This window comes from Lentzea albida (assembly GCF_900111005.1).
GTDB lineage: Bacteria > Actinomycetota > Actinomycetes > Mycobacteriales > Pseudonocardiaceae > Lentzea > Lentzea albida.
This window is the reverse complement of the sequence record NZ_FOFV01000004.1, coordinates 254,552-275,389: the sequence shown is the minus strand read 5'-3', so window position 1 is coordinate 275,389 and position 20,838 is coordinate 254,552. Positions and strand designations below refer to the sequence as shown.

17 protein-coding genes are annotated in these 20,838 nt (G+C 70.3%); 12 read left to right on the top strand and 5 right to left on the bottom strand.

Features of this window, described 5'->3' with window-relative positions:
- Positions 1-90: 90 nt before the first annotated feature.
- Together BMY74_RS13295 and BMY74_RS13290 are read right to left on the bottom strand one after the other, a co-directional pair.
- On the bottom strand, positions 91-948 hold the full coding sequence (locus tag BMY74_RS13295; RefSeq protein ID WP_089915056.1) for a hypothetical protein: 858 nt from the start codon (positions 946-948) through the stop codon (positions 91-93).
- Positions 949-1,060: 112 nt separating this feature from the next.
- Entirely contained in the window at positions 1,061-1,387 is a 327-nt protein-coding gene (locus tag BMY74_RS13290; protein WP_089915053.1) for a hypothetical protein, read from the bottom strand.
- Positions 1,388-1,457: 70 nt separating this feature from the next.
- Between BMY74_RS13290 and BMY74_RS13285 the strand changes: the two genes are divergently transcribed.
- A complete protein-coding gene (locus tag BMY74_RS13285) occupies positions 1,458-2,510 on the top strand; it encodes an arginase family protein (RefSeq protein WP_089915734.1) in 1,053 nt (350 codons plus the stop codon).
- Positions 2,511-2,527: 17 nt separating this feature from the next.
- On the opposite strand, the gene BMY74_RS13280 is transcribed toward BMY74_RS13285, so the two are convergent.
- Positions 2,528-2,791 (bottom strand): chorismate mutase, encoded by a 264-nt coding sequence (locus BMY74_RS13280; protein ID WP_089915050.1) that lies wholly within the window; start codon positions 2,789-2,791, stop codon positions 2,528-2,530.
- A gap of 219 nt (positions 2,792-3,010) precedes the next feature.
- On the opposite strand from BMY74_RS13280, the gene BMY74_RS13275 reads away from it, so the two are divergent.
- Together BMY74_RS13275 and pcrA are read left to right on the top strand one after the other, a co-directional pair.
- A complete protein-coding gene (locus BMY74_RS13275) occupies positions 3,011-3,496 on the top strand; it encodes a hypothetical protein (protein WP_089915048.1) in 486 nt (161 codons plus the stop codon).
- Between the two features lie 60 nt (positions 3,497-3,556).
- Entirely contained in the window at positions 3,557-5,863 is a 2,307-nt protein-coding gene (pcrA, locus tag BMY74_RS13270; protein WP_089915045.1) for a DNA helicase PcrA, read from the top strand.
- A 1,402-nt stretch (positions 5,864-7,265) separates the two neighbouring features.
- Here pcrA and BMY74_RS13265 read toward each other — a convergent pair.
- On the bottom strand, positions 7,266-7,982 hold the full coding sequence (locus BMY74_RS13265; RefSeq protein WP_245786095.1) for a M23 family metallopeptidase: 717 nt from the start codon (positions 7,980-7,982) through the stop codon (positions 7,266-7,268).
- Between the two features lie 281 nt (positions 7,983-8,263).
- Positions 8,264-9,244, bottom strand: coding sequence for an esterase/lipase family protein (locus BMY74_RS13260; protein ID WP_089915040.1), 981 nt, complete (start codon positions 9,242-9,244; stop codon positions 8,264-8,266).
- Between the two features lie 134 nt (positions 9,245-9,378).
- Here BMY74_RS13260 and BMY74_RS13255 point away from each other — a divergent pair, with 134 nt between their 5' ends.
- From BMY74_RS13255 to BMY74_RS13215, 9 genes are all read left to right on the top strand, one after another.
- On the top strand, positions 9,379-11,058 hold the full coding sequence (locus BMY74_RS13255) for a hypothetical protein (protein WP_089915036.1): 1,680 nt from the start codon (positions 9,379-9,381) through the stop codon (positions 11,056-11,058).
- Between the two features lie 207 nt (positions 11,059-11,265).
- Positions 11,266-12,432, top strand: coding sequence for an ADP-forming succinate--CoA ligase subunit beta (gene sucC, locus BMY74_RS13250; protein WP_089915033.1), 1,167 nt, complete (start codon positions 11,266-11,268; stop codon positions 12,430-12,432).
- 5 nt (positions 12,433-12,437) lie between these two features.
- The gene (sucD, locus tag BMY74_RS13245; RefSeq protein WP_089915029.1) at positions 12,438-13,325 is read left to right on the top strand and encodes a succinate--CoA ligase subunit alpha; all 888 of its coding nucleotides are present in this window, start codon (positions 12,438-12,440) and stop codon (positions 13,323-13,325) included.
- Positions 13,326-13,504: 179 nt separating this feature from the next.
- Positions 13,505-14,218 (top strand): DUF5336 domain-containing protein, encoded by a 714-nt coding sequence (locus BMY74_RS13240; protein WP_089915026.1) that lies wholly within the window; start codon positions 13,505-13,507, stop codon positions 14,216-14,218.
- A 119-nt stretch (positions 14,219-14,337) separates the two neighbouring features.
- The gene (locus BMY74_RS45010; protein ID WP_177229726.1) at positions 14,338-15,876 is read left to right on the top strand and encodes a cell division protein PerM; all 1,539 of its coding nucleotides are present in this window, start codon (positions 14,338-14,340) and stop codon (positions 15,874-15,876) included.
- Positions 15,877-15,926: 50 nt separating this feature from the next.
- Complete coding sequence (gene purN, locus BMY74_RS13230; protein WP_089915024.1) at positions 15,927-16,544, top strand: phosphoribosylglycinamide formyltransferase; 618 nt, start codon at positions 15,927-15,929, stop codon at positions 16,542-16,544.
- On the top strand, positions 16,541-18,112 hold the full coding sequence (gene purH, locus BMY74_RS13225; protein ID WP_089915023.1) for a bifunctional phosphoribosylaminoimidazolecarboxamide formyltransferase/IMP cyclohydrolase: 1,572 nt from the start codon (positions 16,541-16,543) through the stop codon (positions 18,110-18,112). The genes purN and purH overlap by 4 nt, the downstream gene beginning before the upstream one ends.
- 426 nt (positions 18,113-18,538) lie before the next feature.
- Positions 18,539-19,282, top strand: coding sequence for a hypothetical protein (locus BMY74_RS13220; RefSeq protein ID WP_089915020.1), 744 nt, complete (start codon positions 18,539-18,541; stop codon positions 19,280-19,282).
- Complete coding sequence (locus BMY74_RS13215) at positions 19,279-20,781, top strand: DNA polymerase Y family protein (RefSeq protein WP_245786094.1); 1,503 nt, start codon at positions 19,279-19,281, stop codon at positions 20,779-20,781. Before BMY74_RS13220 ends, BMY74_RS13215 begins: the two co-directional genes overlap by 4 nt.
- Positions 20,782-20,838: the final 57 nt, after the last annotated feature.

The following is a 20,838-nucleotide window of genomic DNA, read 5'->3' as shown; positions in this document are numbered from 1 at the left end:
CACCCGTCCGTGGCGGCCAGCGGCGTTCAGGATTCGCTCGATGGTGCTACCTACTACGTTCGGTAGGTCCGGCTGTGACCTTTAGCCACTTCAGCCGCCGGTCTTCAACCGTTCACCGTTGATCAGCGGCAGGTCGCCGAGCGTGAAGCTCAGCTCGCGCTTCTCGGTGCTGACCGAGCCGTCCTTCTTCGTCACCTGCAGCAGGCTGACCGTGAGGCCCTTGCCCGGGTCGACGGCGATCTCCTTCACCTCGATCAGCGAGATGTCGGAGAGCCGGCCCTCGAGCAGCGCGTCGGCGTTCGAGCGCACCGCATCCGTGGTCATGGCGAGCGCCGTGTCCGCGTTCGTCGCCATCTCGCGGTAGAAGTGCTCGGTCTGCTGGGCGATCTTGCCGCCGTCGACGACGGGCGCCTGCGTGACCGGCACGGTCGTGATGACCGGCGGGATCGTCCCGGACGGCTGGGGGTTCGGCGCGGACGCCGGGCCGCTCGTGCCGGGCGCGCTGCTGGACCCGGTGCCCCTGCCCGTGCCGGGAACGGGCGCGTTCTGACCCGTCCTCGCGGCCGACGGCCTGGTGCCCGTGGCCGAGGGGGTCGTACCGCCCGTGGGGAGCGGGGAGATCATCGGCACGTCCGACGGGTAGCCGGGCAGGCCGACCGTCTCGACGTCACCGCCCCCGCTGACCAGCTTGGCCGCGGCGACGCTCAGCCCGACCAGCACGAGCACCGAGGACACGACGGCGAACCAGGCCGCCCGCCTCCAGGTGCGCGGCGGTGTGACCGAGGCGGGCACGAGGCCGATGTTGAACTTGCGCAGGCCGTCCGTGTCCTGCAGCGGATCGATCTGGCGCCCGCGCGGCAGCGGGATGCGGTCGCCCCCGGCGACGGGCCTCGACCTCGGCGGCTGCGGCCCGTCGTCCAGACGATGTTTGCCCGGCAGTTCGTCCATCCCCGACACCCCTCTGCGACGCAATCAGAGTAGGGCCGTCCGGAGGTGCCGAAGCAACCAAATGGGGGTGTTCAGGACGAGTGACACTCTTTTGTGTGAATCGGATGAGCCCTCAGCGTGGCGGGAGCTGCGCCTGACCGCTGTTGAGCTGCTTGCGCGTGTTCTGCACGCCGTTGAGCGCGGCCAGGCCGCTGCCGCCCGCGATCAGCGCGCCGATCACGTCGGCGGGCACGCTGTCGCCCCCGGTGATGAGCAGGCCGATCACCGCGCCGGCGGTCGTGATGATCGCGGTCTTCCAGCGGCTGCGGACGAACTGCGAGACAGGTGCTCCGGAGAGGCCCTTCTTGTTCGCGGCCGAACCGAGCAAGCCCAGGTAAGCGTCGTGCGCCAAGGCGGCGAGCAGGCCGGCGATGGCGATCAGTGCGGCGATGAGGCCCATGCCTCCAGTGTGCCCCCAGATTTTTCCGGTGGACCATCCGTGATCGCCCTGATATCCGATTCGCGTGGACATGTTCTGGCACGACGACTGCCTCGAGCACGACGCCGGTGAGGGCCTGTGGGAGCTGCCCGGCTCCTGGCCGTGGCTGGACGTCGCCGAACCGCACCCCGAGAACGCGGCACGGCTGCGCACGTTCCGGCACGCGCTGACGCACGGACCGGTGGCATCGCACCTGAGGTGGCACGAGGGGCGCCATGCGTCCGTCGACGAGCTTCTGCGCGTGCACACAGCGGGCTACTTGGACTCGTTGCGCGTCTCGGAGCGTGTGGCGCTGGAGGTGAACACGGTCGTAGGGCCGGAGACGTGGCGTGCGGCGTCAGCGGCGGCGGGCACGGCGTTGGCGGCGCTGGAGTCGGGCGCGCCTCTCGCCTATGCGCTCGTGCGGCCGCCAGGGCACCACGCGCAGCCGGACCTGGCGGACGGCTACTGCTTCGTGAACAACGCGGCGCTGGTGGCGGAGACCGCGCGCCGCCAGGGGATGCGGGTCGCCGTCCTCGACTGGGACGTGCACCACGGCAACGGCACGCAGGAGGTGTTCTACGACCGGCCGGACGTGCTGACCATCTCGGTGCACATGCGGCATGGGGCGTGGGGAACGAACCATCCGCAGACGGGCGCGCCATCAGAAGTGGGCGCCAACGGGCGGAACGTGAACATCGAGCTCTCGCTCGGCGCGGGCGACACGACATATATACGTGCGCTCGATGAAATCGCGTTCCCTCTGCTGCGCGACTTCGCACCGGACCTGCTGGTGTGCGCGTCCGGGTTCGACGGATCGGCGTTCGACCCCAACGGCCGTCACAACCTCACGGCGGACGGATACCGCGAGATCGGACGGCGGGTGGCGTCGTTCGGCCCCAGGGTCGTGCTCACCCAGGAGGGCGGTTACCTGCGCGGCTATGCGGCACTGTGCCTGCACGCGCTGGTCGAGGGCCTGCTGGGGCTGCCGGAGCCGTTGCTGGAGGACCCGCTGGCGTACGTGCCGGACGACTCCCAGCTCGCGGACGCGGACTTCGAGCGCGTCCGCACGGCGCTGCGGCCTTTTTGGCCCGGCGTCCTGTGACGCCGGGCCGGGCGTGCCTACCTGCCGAGCGGGCCGCGGCCCATCTTGAGCAGGATCATCGCGAGGTCCTTGCCCTCGGGGCCGAGCGGCTTGTAGCGGTTGAGCACGTCGATCTCGCGGTTGTGCACGATCTTCGTGCCGCCGGCGGCCATGCGGGCCGCGCCGATCACCTTGGACACCTCGACGCGCCGTTGGACGAGTCGGAGTATTTCCGCGTCCAGGTGGTCGATCTCCTCGCGCAGCAGGTTGATGTCGGGTTCGGTGGTGGTATCCATCGTCATGACCTCTCGAGAACTTCGAGTCCCGGCCCGGAAGCAGCGAAGCCCCGGGGTCCGAGGACTCCGGGGCTTCGTGGTGGCTTTGTCAGCGCTGGACGACCACGGGAGCCGGAGTCCGGATCCCGTAGAAAAACTCGAAGAACGTCGCGCGCACGGACCTAGTGTGCCACAAGAAGCCGACCTAGGCTGCTCCAGTCCCATCCACGATCGTTTGGGGTCATCGTGAAGCGCCTGCTGGGTGTGGCTTCCGCACTGCTCCTGTCCACGTCCGCCACCTCCGCCGGTGCGGCGGAGACCGGGTGGGCGGGCGTCGAGATGGCGCCGTCGGCGGGGTGGAAGGTCCTCGAGACCGGCCATTGGACGATACGCGGCGGCGTCCTGGCCACGTTCGACGTCAACATCACCAACCGGTCGGACCGCGACGTCTCCGACCTCCACGTCCGCATCTCGCTGCCGCCCGCCAAGCTGGCGGTCACCGGCTGGGACGGCGAGTACTGGAGGTGCTGGAGCGTCGAGGGCGGTCCCGGGGTCGAGGGCGTGCACTGCGCGGCGGCCTTCCTGGCCGTGCCGGGCGAGGCGTTCCCGACGCTGCAGATCCACACAAGAGGGCGCGAGCACCACAGCGACACGATCGACGTGTACGCGGAGTCCGGCGGTGCGGAGACCTCCCACGCGGGCGTCCCGTACAGCATCGATCTGAGCACCTGATCGAACACATGGTCGGGCGGTACCGGATTCGTCGGTGCCGCCCGGTACCGTGGATGGACGATGAGCGCCTTGTTCGACTTGCCCTCAAGTCCCCCCGTTTCCCGCGCGGGTCACCTGCTCGACGACTTGAACCCCGCGCAGCGCCGTGCCGTCGAGCACGCCGGCTCACCCCTGCTCGTGGTGGCCGGCGCGGGCTCCGGCAAGACGCGCGTCCTCACCAGGCGGATCGCGTACCTGCTCGCCGCTCGTGACGTGCACCCCGGCCAGATCATGGCCATCACGTTCACGAACAAGGCCGCCGCCGAGATGAAGGAACGCGTCGCCGACATGGTGGGCGCCCGCGCCCGCTCGATGTGGGTGTCGACGTTCCACTCCATGTGCGTGCGCGTGATGCGCCGCGACGCGAAGACCCTCGGCATGTCGTCGAACTTCTCGATCTACGACAGCGACGACACGCGCCGCCTCATCACGCTCGTCGCGAGGGACCTCGACCTCGACCCGAAGAAGTACGCGGCCCGCACCCTCGCCGTGCACATCTCGAACCTCAAGAACGAGCTGGTCGACCCGGAGACCGCCACCGCCCAGGCCACGAACGACCTGGAGCGCCGCGTCGCCGAGGTCTACACCGTCTACCAGCGGCGCCTGGCCGAGTCGAACTCGCTCGACTTCGACGACCTCATCATGAGGACCGTCGAGCTCCTGCAGCGCTTCCCGGAGGTCGCGGAGCACTACCGCCGCCGCTTCCGCCACGTCCTGGTCGACGAGTACCAGGACACGAACCACGCGCAGTACACCCTCGTGCGCGAGCTCGTGGGCAAGGCGGGCGGCGAGATCCCCCCGGCCGAACTGTGCGTGGTGGGCGACGCGGACCAGTCCATCTACGCCTTCCGCGGCGCCACGATCCGCAACATCGTGGAGTTCGAGCGCGACTACCCGGACGCCACCACGATCCTGCTGGAGCAGAACTACCGCTCCACCCAGAACATCCTGACGGCCGCGAACGCGGTGATCTCCCGCAACCCGAACCGCCGCGACAAGTCGCTCTGGTCCGACCTCGGCGAGGGCGAGAAGATCGTCGGCTACGTCGCGGACAACGAGCACGACGAGGCCGCGTTCGTCGCGAACGAGATCGACCACCTCGTGGACAGCGGCGAGGTCAACAACTCCGAGATCGCCGTCTTCTACCGCACCAACAACCAGTCGCGCGTGTTCGAGGAGATCTTCATCCGCCTCGGCCTCCCGTACCGCGTGGTAGGCGGCGTCCGCTTCTACGAGCGCAGGGAGGTCCGCGACGCCCTCGCCTACCTCCGCACCCTGGCGAACCCGGAGGACACGGTCTCGCTGCGCCGCATCCTCAACGTCCCGAAGCGCGGCATCGGCGAGAGGGCGGAAGCCTGCGTCTCCGCCTACGCGGAACGCGAACGCATCAGCTTCGCCGCGGCCCTCCGCGACCTGGACAAGGTCCCGATGCTGAACCCGCGCTCCCGCAACGCCATCGCGGGCTTCGTGGAGATGATGGACGAGCTCGGCGAGATGGTCGCCCGCGAGGACGACGTGGCCGACATCCTCGAAGCCGTCCTGGAGAAGACCGGCTACCGCACCGAACTGGAAGCCAGCGAGGACCCCCAGGACCACACGAGGATCGAGAACCTCAACGAACTGGTCACCGTCGCCCGCGAGTTCACCGAACTGGAACTCCCGGAAGGCGCCGACCCGGTCCCGTCCCTCCCGGCCTTCCTGGAACGCGTCTCCCTGGTGGCCGACGCCGACTCGATCCCGGACGCGGAGTCCGACGGCGTGGTCACCCTCATGACCATCCACACGGCCAAGGGCCTCGAGTACCCGGTCGTCTTCAGCACGGGCTGGGAAGACGGCGTCTTCCCGCACATGCGGGCCCTCGGCGACCCGGCAGAACTGGCAGAGGAACGCCGCCTCGCCTACGTGGGCATCACCAGGGCCCAGCGCCGCCTCTACCTCTCCAGGGCCCTGGTCCGCTCGGCCTGGGGCCAGCCCTCGGCCAACCCGGCCTCCCGCTTCCTGGACGAGATCCCCCAGGACCTCATGGACTGGCGCAGGGTCGAACCCTCCCGCTCGGCCCCGACCGCGGCCACGACGTGGGGCCGCTCGGCCTCAGGCGGCATAGCCTCCCGAGGCCTCTCCCGCCCCGCTCCGGGCAAGGCGGGCTGGAAGGACGCCCCGGCCATGAAGCTGGAAGTGGGCGACCGCGTCACCCACGACAAGTACGGCCTGGGCAGAGTGGTGGCGGTGGACGGCGCGGGCCTGCGGGCCACGGCGACGATCGACTTCGGCGGCTCGGGCACAGTCCGCCTGATGCTGATCGGCAGCGTCCCGATGACAAAACTGTAGGCAGGCAAGCTGACGCAGGGGTCCCCTTCACAACAGGACCCCCCGCGACCCAACCTAGCGACGGGGTCTGACAACCAGCGAAGCCGAAGGCGAGCCGTCTTTCCAAAGAGGCCTGGGTGGGGTGGTTTCGTCACGAGTCGTGCCACAGCTCTTGCTGCACCTGAGGAGGGGTGTCAAACCGCCACGCTTTTCGGCGGTTTGACACCCCTCCTCAGGTGTGGCCCGCTCTTGGCTCGGCTCGTGACGAAACCACCCCACGACTCCGCAAGCAACAAAGCAACGCGCAGCCGCCCGAAGCACCAGGCGTGCCATCTACCTGCCGAGGGCGCTGGCCCGGTTTTTGATCAGATTGGCGGGGTCTGGGGCGGAGCCCCAGGAAGAAGCCGGAACATCCGCACGCACCCCGACCACCTACGAACAACAGACCGCCGCCCGCCAACGCACCAGGGGGACGACCCACCCAACCGGCGCGCACGCCCAACAGCTCACCAACCTGACCAGCACTTCCCCCGTGTTACCAACCTCGCCAAAAAATCCCCGAAATCCGGCGCAACGGCAACCCACCACGTGCGTCTATGTGGGTGTCGCAAGCAGCACAGCCAGGGAACGCTCGGGGCGCTCCAAGGCACAACGAGCAGCCTGCGCACGAAGGGGAGCGAAGGGACGGCGGGGGCCTATCTTCGCGGCGAAGTGCGGCCGGACCGAACGGGAGAGCGGTCCGGCCGCACTGTCTTCTCAGGACAGGACAGGTCCGCCCAGGACTGTCACTTCAGGACCGCCTCAACAAGTGTTCTTCCCGCCACAGCCCGGGACACACGGCCGTGCCACAGCCAGGCGAACAGCCGTACCCCGAAGATCACCGCAGCTCACCGGCCATGAGCTCAAAAATTGTCAGACCCCCGGAGCATCATCAACCGCATGAGGTCACAACCCAGGCGGGAGAGCGGGGAATGGATCACGTACTGGCCGGCGTTCTACACGAACGTGTGTTCGCAATCCTCACCCAGCTGGAATCTCCGGAGACCGCGAAGCTGGTCGAAGCCTGGCGCACTCTGCTCAGCCACCACGCGCCGACAGAGGGCGGGGCCTGCAGTGCGTGCGGCCCTCGCTGGCGCAGGCACATGTGCTCGGTCTGGCGGGTAGCGGCGACGTACTTCGCCCGCCCGGAACCAGAGCCGCGCTAGAGCGCCACTGGAGCCCCTGAGGCGCGAGAAACACGCGAACCCGCACCCGGAGGTGCCCCGGCCGCGAAACGCCGTCAGAAAGCTACTGAGCCGTAGTTCAGCAGAAGGCGAACTTGATCAACCCGCCCGAAGCCACCGGACGAGAGGTTCAGCCGCCACGAAAACGGCAACCCCACCACCAGCAACGCGCCAACCGGCGAGCCGGGGAAGAGCAGAGATCAGACGGTCACACCGCGAGCGTTCAGCCAGGTCAACGGGTTGATCTTCTGGCCGCCGGGGTTCCACACCTCGAAGTGCAGGTGGGGGCCGGTGGAGAAACCGCGGTTGCCCATGCGGGCGATCTGCTGACCGGCCTTGACCGCTTGACCCTCGCGGACGCTGAACGAGTCCATGTGGCCGTAGACGGTGATGGTGCCGTCCTCGTGCTGCACGCGGACCCAGAGACCGAAGCCGGACGCGGGGCCTGCCTCGATCACGACGCCGTCGGCGGCGGAGACGATCGGGGTGCCGATGGGGCCGGCGATGTCGATGCCGAGGTGCATGGTGCCCCAGCGGCCGCCGTAGCCGGAGGTGAACTCGCCGGCGGCGGGGCGGACGAACTTCGGGCGCTTCTTCTCGGCCTCGACGGCCTCGCGCTCGGTGGTGAGCTGCTGGCTGCGGAGCAGCTTGGCTGCCTCGGCGGAGCCTTCGGACGTGGTCTTGGAGACCGCGAGGATCTGGGGGGCGGGAGCGGTGTCACCGCCGACGCCGTCGAAGGTCGCGGCGCCACCGGAGTGGTTCGCGAGCTGGACGTCGCCGCTGTCGTCCGCTGCGGCCTGGCCGAGCTGGCCCGCGCCTGCTGCTGCGAAGGCGCCTACTGCGACGGCGGCGACGACGATGCGTCCGCGAAGCGCCGACGGTGGCGGGGGGAGCCGGTGCGAGCTGACCGGGCGCACTGACGCGCGGTCGACTGCCTCTTCAAGCGCAGCACTGCGTTCATGGCCGCCGGGGGAGCGGTGGTGACTCAAAGCTTGCCCTTCCGCCTTCGGGGAGCCTGATCGGGTGGACCGCCGGGCGGGGGATTCCCGGTGAGTCAGGATTCGGGGTTCTGACTCGGTGTCCTTCTGTGATCAGACCGTGACAACGGACCGGGGGACAGTAACGGCGCGAAGCCTCGGAGGGCAAACCCCAGTTCGTTATGTCCTCCCAATGGGCGGCAACCAGGGAGTTTCAACTGTCAACTGTGACCGTCGGTCGTGCCGGGCGCGCGAAACGCCTCACCGCCAGCGGCGATGGGGTGAGTTGACAAGTCATCCGATCGGGTGATGGCGGTCACAACTACGTGAAGAGTCCTCGTGTCAACGGGCAGGGAAAGGTGACCTGAATCACGTATCTGGTGCTCCTCGACGAGCAACGACGAGTGCTCCAGCCGGGCATTGCGCTGAGGGACGATGACCTGGTCCATCTCCGACCAGACCACGACGAAACGCGTGCGGCACGAGCGGCACGGTTCGGCGAGCTCCTCCAGCAGTTCGGAGCCCGGACGCAGCTGCCGGGTGAGCGGGGTCGGCAGCAGATAGGCGGCGAGAGTGCCGCTGTGGGGAGTCCCCAGTGTTACGAGTGTGCGAACGCGTGAGTCGCCGTGCAGTCGTTGTACGTAGTACCTGGCGATGAGCCCGCCGAGTGAATGGCCGACGACGTGCACCTGATCCGAACCGGTCTGCTCGCAGATCCGCTCGATCTGGGCCCCGAGCAGCGCCGCCGACCGGCGGACGTCACCCGTCAACGCCGTCAGCACGCTGTAGTTGATGGCGTGCACGACCCCGAAGCCCCGCCTTCGCAGCGCCCCCGACAGCACCGCGAAGGCGGAGCGGTTGTCCCCGATGCCGTGCACCAGCACGATCGGGGTGCCCGCCGCCTCCATGGCCGAAACCACCAGGCCGCGCTGGACCAGCGGCAGTCCGTCGGTGCGGTAGTGCCGGTACTGGCCGTCCGGGCGCAGCTGCTCGGTGATCGCGCCCCACGGGTAGAGCACCGCGTGGGCCGTCAGCCACGCCGCCTCCATCGCGACGCCGCGCACGCCGCCGGGCGTGGCCATCGCCCGCAGCGCCACCTTCACCTCTTCGGCGACGTCGCGAGCGGTGTGGACGCCCCACCCGGCGCGGTCGAGGGCGGCGTCGGTCAGACGCGCGATCCACGACCTGCCCTCGTCGCTCATGTGAGCGACGTTAAGTGATGAAGTCACGCGCCTGGACTACCCGGCGGATGTTTTCCACATGCGAACGAAATTCATCTCAGTAGGCCCGGCACGGGACGCCTGACCCGACCCTTCTATTGCTAGGTTCGCCCGCGATGACTCGCACCGAGCTCGAGAACCAGACCCCGGCGGCCGCCAGGCTGCGCACGTCGTGGGCCCTCGCCGCGGCAGGCGCCCTCCTACTGGCCCTCGGGCCGCTGCTCGGCGTGGTCGGCGGCGCCGAACCCGCCTTCACGTCGTGGCCGCTGCTCGCCGTGCTGGCGCTGTTGCCGCCGGTCGTCGCGGGTGTGCTGCTGATGCGCGGCCGCCCGTTCGTCGCCGCGGGGCTGCTCGCCGCGGCCGGCGTCTTCGGCGTCGGCCGGCTGCTGAGCGACCTGCTGATCGTCTTCGACGCGATGGAGGTGGCGCGGCCGGAGCTGTTCCGGCCGGCGACCCTCGTCGCGGTGACGCCCTCGCTGGGCGTGTGGCTGCTGCTCGCCGGACACCTGCTGGTGATCGCCGGCGGAGCGCTCGCGTCCGGCCGCGCCGGCATGCCCGCGGACGAGTCCGAGCCGCCGAGCCTCGTCGTCTTCCCCGTCCTCATCGCCCTGGTCGCCGCGGTCGGCCTGCTGGGCAAGCCGTTCACCTCGGCCGACCCGTTCCAGCTCGACCGGGGACCGTGGGAACTGCCCGTGCTCGGCCTGGTCGGCGGCCTGCTGATCGCGCTGGCCGCCCCGCTCGCGGCCGCGCTCGCGGCGAGCTCGCCCGACCCGGACACGCGCGTGGGCGGGACCATCGGCGTCTCGCTGGCTCTCCTCGCCGTCGTGGTGCCGCCCCTGGCCGCCGGCACCGTCGCGCCGGGGCTCGGCATCACCGGTGGATCGATGTCGGCGTTCGTCGCCGCGCTGCTCCTGCCAGCCGCGCCTCTGCTCGGCCGGACCGCGCGGCTGCTCAGCGGCAAGCGCGACGAGACGCGCGACCTGGCGTTGCCGTCCCTGCGGCGCATGCACGTCGCCGCGGGTGTCCTCGCCGTGCTCGCCGCCCTCGCGATGCTGGTCGGCGCGCTGCTGCCCCAGCTCGTCCTCACCACCGGCGGCGCGGCGCCCGACCTGGCCTCGGTGAACCTGCTCTGGGCGGCCGGCCTCGCGTTCGGGGTGCTGGGACTCCTCCTGTTCGTGCCGTCGGCGGCCCCGGTGGTGCGCCCGGCACTGGTCGGCGGCTACCTGGCCATGCAGCTCGCCGCTGCGGGCATGACCGAGGTCGTGGTGGCGGCGAGCCAGCTGGGCGTCGCGCAACCGGGCGCCGGGTTCTGGCTGATGGTCGTCGAGGCACCGCTCGGCCTGCTGGCGCTCGCCTGCGCCGGCCTCGCGGGCGCCACCGAGCGGGAGAACGCGGGCGAGGTCGAGAAGGAGCAGGTGCCGGTCGCCGAACTGGGCGCGGTCCTGCTCGCCGGGCTCTTCGCGGTCGGCGCCTTCGTGCTGCCGACCCTGCGCGGCGCCAGGTACACGGCGCCCACGGTGATCCCGGACAACGAGCCCGCCGTCTCCTGGGGGCTCCTGATCTGCCTCGTGCTGATGATCTTCACCCTCGTGCCGGTCTTCCGGTCGAGGCCGGCCCGCGGTGCCGCGACCCTCGCCGGACTCGCGCTGCTGCTCGGCGTCCGCGCGCTCGAACTGCCGCTCACGGGCGACCGGGTCGAGGGCGCCACCGCCGCTCCCGGCACGTGGCTCGCGCTGGCGTCGATCGCGGCACTGCTGGTCGCGGCCGGCCTGATGGGTGCCCGCGCGACCCGCTGAAACGTGACGCGGACCCGCTTTTCCCTACATCGCGCGCGAGCGCGTGATCGACCTCACCGCCGTTGAGACCGACCTCACCGGTGGTGGCGTGCGAGCGGTACCCGCAGGTCGATAGTGTCTGGGCCCAGCCGCGTCAAGTGGGTTCGCACGGCCCCTTGAGGACCACCCAGGCGCGGTGTTCCGACACCGACGTCGCAGGAGACCCGAGTGGACCTGTACGAGTACCAGGCGAAGGACCTCTTCGCCGCCCACGGCGTCCCGGTACTGCCGGGCGATGTGGCTACCAACCCCGCCGACGCCAAGGCCATCGCCGCGAAGTTCGGCCAGGCCGTCGTCGTCAAGGCCCAGGTGAAGACCGGCGGCCGCGGCAAGGCCGGTGGTGTGAAGCTCGCTTCCACCCCCGAGGAGACCGAGGAGAAGGCGACCGCCATCCTCGGCCTCGACATCAAGGGGCACATCGTTCACCGCGTTCTGGTGACGCCCGCCTCCGACATCGCGGAGGAGTACTACTTCTCCTTCCTCCTCGACCGCGCCAACCGCACCTTCCTCGCCATGGCGAGCGTCGAGGGCGGCATGGACATCGAGGAGGTCGCGGCCACCAAGCCCGAGGCCCTCGCGAAGATCGCCATCGACGCCATCAAGGGCGTCGACGTGGCCAAGGCGACGGAGATCGCCGACGCCGCGAACTTCCCGGCCGAGGTCAAGGACCAGGTCGTCGACACCATCGTGAAGCTCTGGGAGACCTTCGTCTCCGAGGACGCCACGCTGGTCGAGGTCAACCCGCTCGTCCGCGACCCGCAGGGCAAGATCGTCGCGCTCGACGGCAAGGTCACGCTCGACGAGAACGCCGACTTCCGCCACCCGGCCCACGCCGAGCTGGTCGACAAGGCTGCTGAGAACCCCCTCGAGGCGAAGGCCAAGGAGAAGGGCCTCAACTACGTCAAGCTCGACGGCGAGGTCGGCATCATCGGCAACGGCGCCGGTCTCGTAATGTCCACCCTGGACGTCGTGGCGTACGCCGGTGAGCAGTACGGCGTGAAGCCCGCGAACTTCCTCGACATCGGTGGCGGCGCGTCCGCCGAGGTCATGGCCAACGGCCTGGACGTCATCCTCGGCGACGAGGCCGTCCGCTCCGTCTTCGTCAACGTCTTCGGCGGCATCACCGCGTGCGACGCCGTGGCCAACGGCATCGTGAAGGCGCTGGAGATCCTCGGCGACTCGGCCACCAAGCCGCTCGTCGTCCGCCTCGACGGCAACAACGTGGAGGAGGGCCGCGCGATCCTCGCCGAGGCCAACCACCCGCTGGTGACCGTTGTCGACACGATGGACAACGCGGCCGCCAAGGCCGCCGAACTCGCGGCTGCGGGGGTCTGAGAACGATGGCTATCTTCCTCAACGAGAACAGCAAGGTCATCGTCCAGGGCATGACCGGTGCCGAGGGCACCAAGCACACCAAGCGCATGCTCGCGTCCGGCACGAACATCGTCGGTGGCGTGAACCCGCGCAAGGCGGGCGAGAAGGTCGACTTCGACGGCACCGTCCTCCCGGTCTTCGGCACCGTCAAGGAGGCCATGGAGGCCACCGGCGCGAACGTGACCGTGATCTTCGTCCCGCCGGCCTTCTCGAAGGCCGCCGTGGTCGAGGCGATCGACGCCGAGATCGAGCTGGCCGTCGTCATCACCGAGGGCATCCCGGTGCACGACACCGCCTACTTCTGGGCGCACGCCGTCGCGACGGGCAACAAGACCCGCATCATCGGCCCGAACTGCCCCGGCATCATCAGCCCCGGCAAGTCGAACGCCGGCATCATCCCCGCGAACATCGCGGGGAGCGGCAAGATCGGCCTCGTGTCGAAGTCGGGCACGCTGACCTACCAGATGATGCACGAGCTGCGGGACTTCGGTTTCTCCACCGCGATCGGCATCGGTGGCGACCCGATCATCGGCACCACGCACATCGACGCCCTGGAGGCCTTCGAGGCCGACGAGGAGACCGTCGCGATCGTGATGATCGGTGAGATCGGTGGCGACGCCGAGGAGCGCGCGGCCGCGTACATCAAGGAGAACGTGACCAAGCCGGTCGTCGGCTACGTCGCGGGCTTCACCGCTCCCGAGGGCAAGACCATGGGCCACGCCGGCGCCATCGTCTCGGGCTCGGCGGGCACCGCGCAGGCGAAGAAGGAGGCCCTCGAGGCCGCCGGCGTCAAGGTCGGCAAGACGCCGTCCGAGACCGCCGCCCTGATGCGGGAGATCATGCAGGCGCTCTGACCTCCGCTTCTGGGAGTGTCACAACACGCAGAGCAACACGAAGGCCGGGTTCCGAGTAGTTTCGGAGTCCGGCCTTCGCTCGTATGGCGGAACCGGCATGATCGGTCCATCGTCTTAGCGGATGGCAGAGCACTGCTAGCGTCAAACGACGCACCCTGGTTTGAGGAGGAGACCTCGACATGTCCGTGCCTTACGGCGCACCCCAACAGCAGCCGCCGGGTCCGGCACAGCACCAGGCAGCGCCGGGGGCTCCTGGCGCCAACAACATCAACCTGGCCCAGATCCTCCCGCTGGTCGCGGCGGCTCTCGGCCTCGTCGCCTACTTCGTCGCGTTCGCGGACGACGTCAGCAGCGGCAACGTGACGTACCTGCTCGCCGCGGGTCTGCTCGCCGGTCTGTCGGTGCTGCCGAACACGCCGAAGGGCTTCGTGCCGGTCGCCGCGATCCTGGCGGCCGTGCAGACCCTGCTGCAGTTGCAGGTCATCATCAAGTCGCCGGCCGTGCAGGGCCTCGACATCGTGCTGCTCATCGTCGCGCTGCTCGAGACGGCCGCGGTCGTGCTCGCGTTCCTGCTCGCCGAGGGCATCGTGAAGTTCGAGCCGAAGCCCGCGAACCCGTACGCCGGTCAGCCGCAGGGCCAGCCGGGCGGCTGGAACCCGCAGTCGGGCGCGTTCCCGCAGCAGGGTCAGCACCCGCAGCACCAGCAGCAGGCCCCGCAGCAGCAGGCGCCCCAGCAGCAGTCCTTCGGTCAGCAGCAGCAGTTCGGCCAGCAGCCGCAGCAGCCCGCGCAGCAGCCGGGTCAGCCGCCGCAGCAGACCAGCTTCATGCCGCAGCCGGGCCAGTTCGGCTCGCCGGGCACGCCGCCCGGCGGCTTCGGCGGACCGCAGCAGTAAGGTCCGCACACCGTTCGACCTCAGGGGTGGTGCCGGTTCTTCCGGTGCCACCCCTGTCGCATGACCCGGCGTGCCTGACCCGTTCGGACCAGGCGGCCTGACACAGTGGAGAAGTGCCCGTGCTGCAACGCGATGTGACCCGCGAGGTCAACACCGTGCGCCCACCGGAGTTCTCGCGGTCCGAACGCCTTCGCGTGCTCGTCGCCGCCGCGGTCGGATCGGTGGTCGTCGGGTACGCCGCGGTCGCCGCCGTCCTCGCGTTGATCTCCGCGACGGCCACGTACGCCGAGTTCTCCACGTCGGGCGTGCTCAGCGCCGCCGCTCCCGCCTGGCTGGCGGCACACCACGTGCCGTTGCGCTTCGACTCGGGACAGCTCGGCGTGCTGCCGTTGCTGCCCACGGCGTTGCTGATGCTGCTGATCGGCCGCACCGCCGCGGGCACCGCCGACCGCCTGGGCCTCTACGAACCGCTGCAGGCGCGCGGGGTCGTGCTGAGCATCGCCGGATCGCACGCCGTCGTCGGCGGCGCGATCGCTCTGGTGATGGGCGAAGGCGTCGTGCGCGCCACACCGGCCGTGGCGTTCTTCGGCTGCGCCGCGGTGTCCGGACTGGCCGCCACGCTCGGCGTCGCCCGCCGCTGCGGCCTGTACGAGGTGGTGTTCGACAAGCTCGACCCGGTGGCGCTGCACGGGCTGCGCGCCGGTTTCATGACTTTGTTCGCACTGGTCAGCGTCGGCTCACTGGCGGTGGCGGCCGGTCTCGCCGCGTCGTGGCCGACGACCAGCGGGCTCTTCGCGGGCGCCGGTCCGTCGTTCGGCGTCGGCCTCGGGGTGTTCCTGCTGTGCCTCGCCTACCTGCCGAACGCGATCATCGCGGGCTTCTCGTACGTGGTGGGCGCCGGGTTCTCCATGGGCGCGGTCGAGGTCTCGCCGCTGAAGTTCGTCGGCGGTGACGTGCCCCCGGTGCCGCTGCTGGCCGCCATGCCGGAGAACGAGTTCGTGTGGAGCCCGGCCGTGCTGGTGGGCGGGCTGCTGCTCGGCCTGGTCGTCGGGTGGACGTGCCGCAAGGTGTCCGACCGGCCGACGTCGAGGCTGCGCGCGGTGCTGGTGGCCGCGATCACGGCGGGCGTGGGCAGCCTGGTGCTCGCCGCGACGGCCGGCGGACGTCTCGCCGGGGGCGCGTTCGACCCCGTGACGGTGCCCGCGGGCCTGCTCGCGCTGGTCGTGGCGGTGTGGGTGCTGGTGCCGGGCGCGCTGGTGGCCTGGCTCGCGGGCAACCGGGCGAAGGCCGCGGTGGCCGCGGGCAGCAGCGAGTTCGTGGAGCCCGACTACGACGACGACGCCGAAGCCGCCGACCCGGACGTGGTGTTCGAGGACGACGAGCTCACCGACCAGTTCGAGCAGCTCGAGCAACTCGAGGTCGTGGACGCCGACGAGTTCGAGGTCGACGAGGACCTCGAGGACGACGACCACTACGACGAGGACGAGTACGACGAGGAAGAGCCGGAAGGCGTCGAAGACGTCGAGGACGTCGTGGACGAGGAGCCGGTCGACGAGGACGAGGAACCCGCCGACGAGGAGGAAGACCTCGACGCGGAGTTCGACGAGATGCTGGGCATGGAGCCCGAGGAGGACCTGGACGCCAAGCCGGAACGGTGACGGCCTAAACTGCCCCTGAGCTGCTGCAACACGACGCCCAGGAGTAGACGCTGAGCACCGAACTTCGGCTTCCGACACCGGCGCGCGTCGTCGTACTCGTCTCCGGTTCCGGAACCCTCATGCAGGCCCTGCTGGACTCCGACCTCCCGATCGAGGTGGTGGCCGTCGGCGCCGACCGCGAGAACATCGAGGGCCTCAAGCGCGCCGAACGTGCCGGGGTGCCCCACTTCGCCGTCAAGCTGCGCGACCACGCCGACCGCACGGCCTGGGACGCGGCGCTGACCGAGGCGGTCGCGTCGTACGAGCCGGACCTGGTCGTGTCCGCCGGCTTCATGAAGATCATCGGGGAGCGGTTCCTCGCCCGCTTCGGCGGCCGGATGATCAACACCCACCCGGCGCTGCTGCCGTCCTTCCCGGGCGCGCACGCCGTGCGGGACGCGTTGGCCTACGGCGTGCACGTCACCGGATCGACGGTGCACCTGGTCGACGCGGGCGTCGACACGGGCCCGATCCTCGCGCAGGAGGCCGTGGTCGTCGAACCCGGCGACACCGAGGAGACCCTGCACGAACGCATCAAGGTCGTCGAACGCCGGCTGCTCGTCGAGACAGTCGGCAGGCTCGCCCGCGAGGGCTGCACCGTGAACGGACGAAAGGTGAGCATCCCGTGACCACTCCTGCCGAGAGGCGACCGGTACGCCGGGCCCTGATCGGGGTCTCCGACAAGGCCGGCCTGCTGGAACTGGCCACCGGCCTGCACGCGGCCGGAGTCGAGGTCGTGTCCACCGGCGGCACCGCCAAGGTGCTGGCCGACGCGGGCGTCCCCGTGACGCCGGTCGAGCAGGTCACCGGGTTCCCCGAGTGCCTCGACGGCCGCGTGAAGACGCTGCACCCCCGCGTGCACGCCGGTCTGCTGGCCGACCTGCGCAAGGACTCGCACGTCGAGCAGCTGCGCGAGATGGACATCGCGCCGTTCGACCTGCTGGTCGTGAACCTGTACCCGTTCACGCAGACCGTCGCGTCGGGCGCGTCCCCGGACGACTGCGTCGAGCAGATCGACATCGGCGGCCCCGCGATGGTCCGCGCGTCGGCGAAGAACCACGCCAACGTCGCAGTCGTCGTCGACCCGGCCCGCTACGAGTGGGTGCTGGAGAACGTCCGCGAGGGCGGCTTCACGATGGCGGACCGGCAGCGCCTGGCCGCGGACGCGTTCCGCCACACCGCCTCCTACGACGTCGCGGTGGCGTCGTGGATGGGCAACGTGCTCGCGCCGGACGACGAGGGCAGCGGCTTCCCCGGCTGGGTCGGCGCGACCTGGAACCGGTCGAACGTGCTGCGCTACGGCGAGAACCCGCACCAGAGCGCCGCGATCTACACGCAGGGCGACGGCCGCACCGGCCTCGCGTCCGCGAAGCAGTTGCACGGCAAGGAGATGTCGTACAACAACTACCTCGACGGCGACGCCGCCTGGCGCGCCGCGTGGGACCACGAGCTGCCGTGCGTCGCGATCATCAAGCACGCCAACCCGTGCGGCATCGCGGTGTCCGAGCTGAGCATCGCGGACGCGCACCGCAAGGCGCACGAGTGCGACCCGCTCAGCGCGTTCGGCGGCGTCATCGCGTCGAACCGCGAGGTCACCGTCGAGATGGCCGAGTTCGTCTCGGAGATCTTCACCGAGGTCGTCATCGCCCCGTCCTTCGAGGACGGTGCGGTCGAGGTGTTGCAGCGCAAGAAGAACGTGCGCCTCCTCGTGGCGCAGGCCCCGTCCCGCGGCGGCGCCGAGATGCGCCCGGTCTCCGGCGGCCTGCTGCTGCAGCAGCGCGACGCCATCGACGCGTCCGGCGACTCGCCCGCGAACTGGACCCTGGCGGCCGGCAAGCCCGCGGACGAGAAGACGCTGGCGGACCTCGAGTTCGCGTGGCGCGCCATTCGCGCGGTGAAGTCGAACGCGATCCTGCTGGCGAACGACGGTGCGACCGTCGGCGTCGGCATGGGCCAGGTCAACCGCGTCGACTCGTCGCACCTCGCGGTGAAGCGCGCGGGCGAGCGGGCCAAGGGCGCGGTCGGTGCGTCCGACGCGTTCTTCCCGTTCCCGGACGGCCTCGAGGTGCTGCTGGAGGCCGGCGTGCGCGCGGTCGTGCAGCCCGGTGGATCGGTGCGCGACCCCGAGGTCATCGCCAAGGCCGAGGAAGCGGGCATCACGCTGTACCTGACGGGCACGCGGCACTTCGCCCACTGACGCTCGTTGCAGCAAAGGGGCCGCTTCCGCCGGGGAAGCGGCCCCTTTGCCTTGTGCCGCGGTTCGTCCCGGGTGACATGAGCCCTCAGGTCCGAGGCCTCGCCGATGCCGCCATTCGTGTCGAAGCCGTGGCTGATCGTGAACGCGGTGACGACACCACCGAACACCGGGCAAGGCCACCGGCCGGCGGTGGTCGCTTCGCGGTTTCCCAGTTCTCCCATGGTGTTCGAGCCATCGCGGAGGACCTCCCGCACCCGTGTGGCCGTGTCCACCAAAAGGGTGACGCCCTGGCATTGACACAGGGGTGCGTTCACGCGCTAACATCATCTCGTTCGTTCGAACAAGAGTTCGAATAAGCAAGTCGCCGAACTTCCCTCGGCGGCCGTGCACAGGGGTGCGCACGGTCCGTGATGGGAGGTGGGTGGAGTGTCCAGGTCGGCAACGGCGTCGCTGTCCGAGCTCGGGGTGAACCCGGCCAGCGAGCTGACCAGCACCACCACCGACCACGCCACGGGGCGGGTCCTGCCGGTTCGCGGGGAACTGGCGGGTCTGCTGCCGTGGGGCGGCTTGCGGCGTGGCAGCACGGTGTCGGTGGGCGGATCGACATCGTTGCTGCTCGCCCTGCTGGCGGGTGCGACCGCGGACGGCTGCTGGGCCGCCGTGGTCGGTCTGCCGCAGCTCGGGGTGCTGGCCGCGGCCGAACTGGGCGTCGCGGTGCAGCGCCTCGCACTGGTCCCGCGCCCCGGCTCCGATCCGGGCCCGGTCATCGCGGCCCTGCTGGACGGCATCGACCTGGTCGCCGTCGCCTGCCCACTCCCTCCCTCACTGGCCCGCCGGCTGACAGCCCGTGCGCGCCAACGCAAAGCAGTGCTCATCGCCTTCGGGGCCTGGCCCTCGCCCGACGTGGAGCTGACCGCGGAGTCCGTGAGCTGGAACGCCCTGGACGACGGCGCGGAAACGTTGCGGCGTCAGCAGATCGCCGTGCGCAGCGGCGGTCGCGGGTCGGCGGGGCGCGCGAAGAACGTGCTGCTGACCTTCGGCGAGGAGGAAATCGAGCTCCCGCTGGTGGCCGGGGGACCGGACCGCTCCGACGAGCCGGCTGATGCCGGTCCGGACCGGGCCGACGAACTGGCCGCCCGGCGGGCTACAACACGAGAGCAGCCCGCGTGAAGGACCCGCGTCTGCTCGCCGTCTGCTGCCCCGACTGGCCCGTCGTCGCCGCCTGCACCGCCACCGGCACCGCCCTGCACGTGCCGGTGGCGGTGGTCGACGGCAACGAGATCGTGTCCACGTCGGCCGTGGCGCGCAAGGAGGGCATCCGCAGGGCCATGCGCAGGCGCGCGGCCGAGGCGATGTGCCCCGAGCTCGTCACGTTCGAGCACGACCCGCAGCGCGACGCCCGGTTCTTCGAGCCCGTCGCGGAGGCCGTCGAGGAACTCGCACCCGGCATCGAGGTCGTGCACCCCGGACTCGTGGCGGTGCCCGCGCGGGGGCCGGTGGGCTACTTCGGGTCGGCCGAGCAGGCGGCCGAACGGATCGTCGACCACATCGCGACCCACACCGGCACGGAAGCCCAGGTCGGCGCCGCCGACAGCCTGTTCGCGGCCACGAAAGCCGCGCACCGCAACATGATCGTGCCACCGGGTCGCACGCCGGAGTTCCTCAGGCCGTTGGGCGTGCACGAGCTCGACGCACCGGAACTGGTCGACCTGCTCAGAAGGCTCGGCCTGAAGACGCTCGGCGCGTTCGCGGACGTGCCGGAGAACGCGGTGGCCACGAGGTTCGGCGGCCCGGCGACGAGGCAGCACCGGCTCGCGCGCGGGGTGCCGGAACGCCCGCTCGACAAGCGCAGGCCCGCGCCGGAGCTCGCGGTCACCGAGACGTTCGACGAACCGGTCGAGCGCGTCGACGCGGCCGCGTTCGCCGCGAAGCTCCTCTCGGAACGGCTGCACGAGAACCTCGCGGCGCGCAGCCTCGCCTGCACGCGGCTCGGCATCCACGCCCGCACCGAGAACGACGAGGAGCTGCAGCGCGTGTGGCGGGCCGCGGAACCGTTGACCCCGAGGGGGATTGCGGACCGCGTGCGCTGGCAGCTCGACGGCTGGCTCACCCGCGAACGCCTCACCTCCGGCATCCGCACGCTCACCCTCGAACCGGTCGAGGTCGTCGACGGCACCGCGCTCCAGCTCGGTCTGTGGGGGCACGACGACGAACGCGCGGTGCGGGCGTTGCTGCACGTCCAGGGCCTGCTCGGCCCGGACGGCGTGCTCACCCCGGTGATCGACGGCGGCAGGGGACCGCGGGAGCAGGTCAGGCTCGTGCCGTGGGGCGACGAACGCACCCCCACGAGGAACCCGGACCACCCGTGGCCGGGCCGGCTCACCAGGGCACCCGCGACGCTCGCCGACGACCCCGCGGCCCTGGAGGACGAGAACGGCCGCGAGGTCGGCGTGACCGGCCGTCTCGAACTCACCGCTCAACCGAAGAAGCTGACCATCCGGGGAAGAACGCGCGAGGTCACCGCGTGGGCCGGTCCGTGGCCGGTCGACGAGCGGTGGTGGGCGCCGGACCGGCACCGGGCCGCGCGCGTGCAGGTGCAGGCGGACGACCAGGCGTTCCTGCTGATCCGCAGGGACCAGAGGTGGTTTCTGGAAGGGGTGTACGACTGATGCAGGACGACTACTGGGATCTGCTGGAGACGTTGATTCCGTTGCCTCGCAAGGAAA

Excerpts from the sequence above, each read along its gene's own strand:
- BMY74_RS13295 (WP_089915056.1), bottom strand. The coding sequence starts at position 948 with ATGGACGAACTGCCGGGCAAACATCGTCTGGACGACGGGCCGCAGCCG.
- BMY74_RS13290 (WP_089915053.1), bottom strand. The coding sequence starts at position 1,387 with ATGGGCCTCATCGCCGCACTGATCGCCATCGCCGGCCTGCTCGCCGCC.
- BMY74_RS13285 (WP_089915734.1), top strand. The coding sequence starts at position 1,458 with ATGTTCTGGCACGACGACTGCCTCGAGCACGACGCCGGTGAGGGCCTG.
- BMY74_RS13280 (WP_089915050.1), bottom strand. The coding sequence starts at position 2,791 with ATGACGATGGATACCACCACCGAACCCGACATCAACCTGCTGCGCGAG.
- pcrA (WP_089915045.1), top strand. The coding sequence starts at position 3,557 with ATGAGCGCCTTGTTCGACTTGCCCTCAAGTCCCCCCGTTTCCCGCGCG.
- BMY74_RS13260 (WP_089915040.1), bottom strand. The coding sequence starts at position 9,244 with ATGAGCGACGAGGGCAGGTCGTGGATCGCGCGTCTGACCGACGCCGCC.
- BMY74_RS13255 (WP_089915036.1), top strand. The coding sequence starts at position 9,379 with ATGACTCGCACCGAGCTCGAGAACCAGACCCCGGCGGCCGCCAGGCTG.
- sucD (WP_089915029.1), top strand. The coding sequence starts at position 12,438 with ATGGCTATCTTCCTCAACGAGAACAGCAAGGTCATCGTCCAGGGCATG.
- BMY74_RS13240 (WP_089915026.1), top strand. The coding sequence starts at position 13,505 with ATGTCCGTGCCTTACGGCGCACCCCAACAGCAGCCGCCGGGTCCGGCA.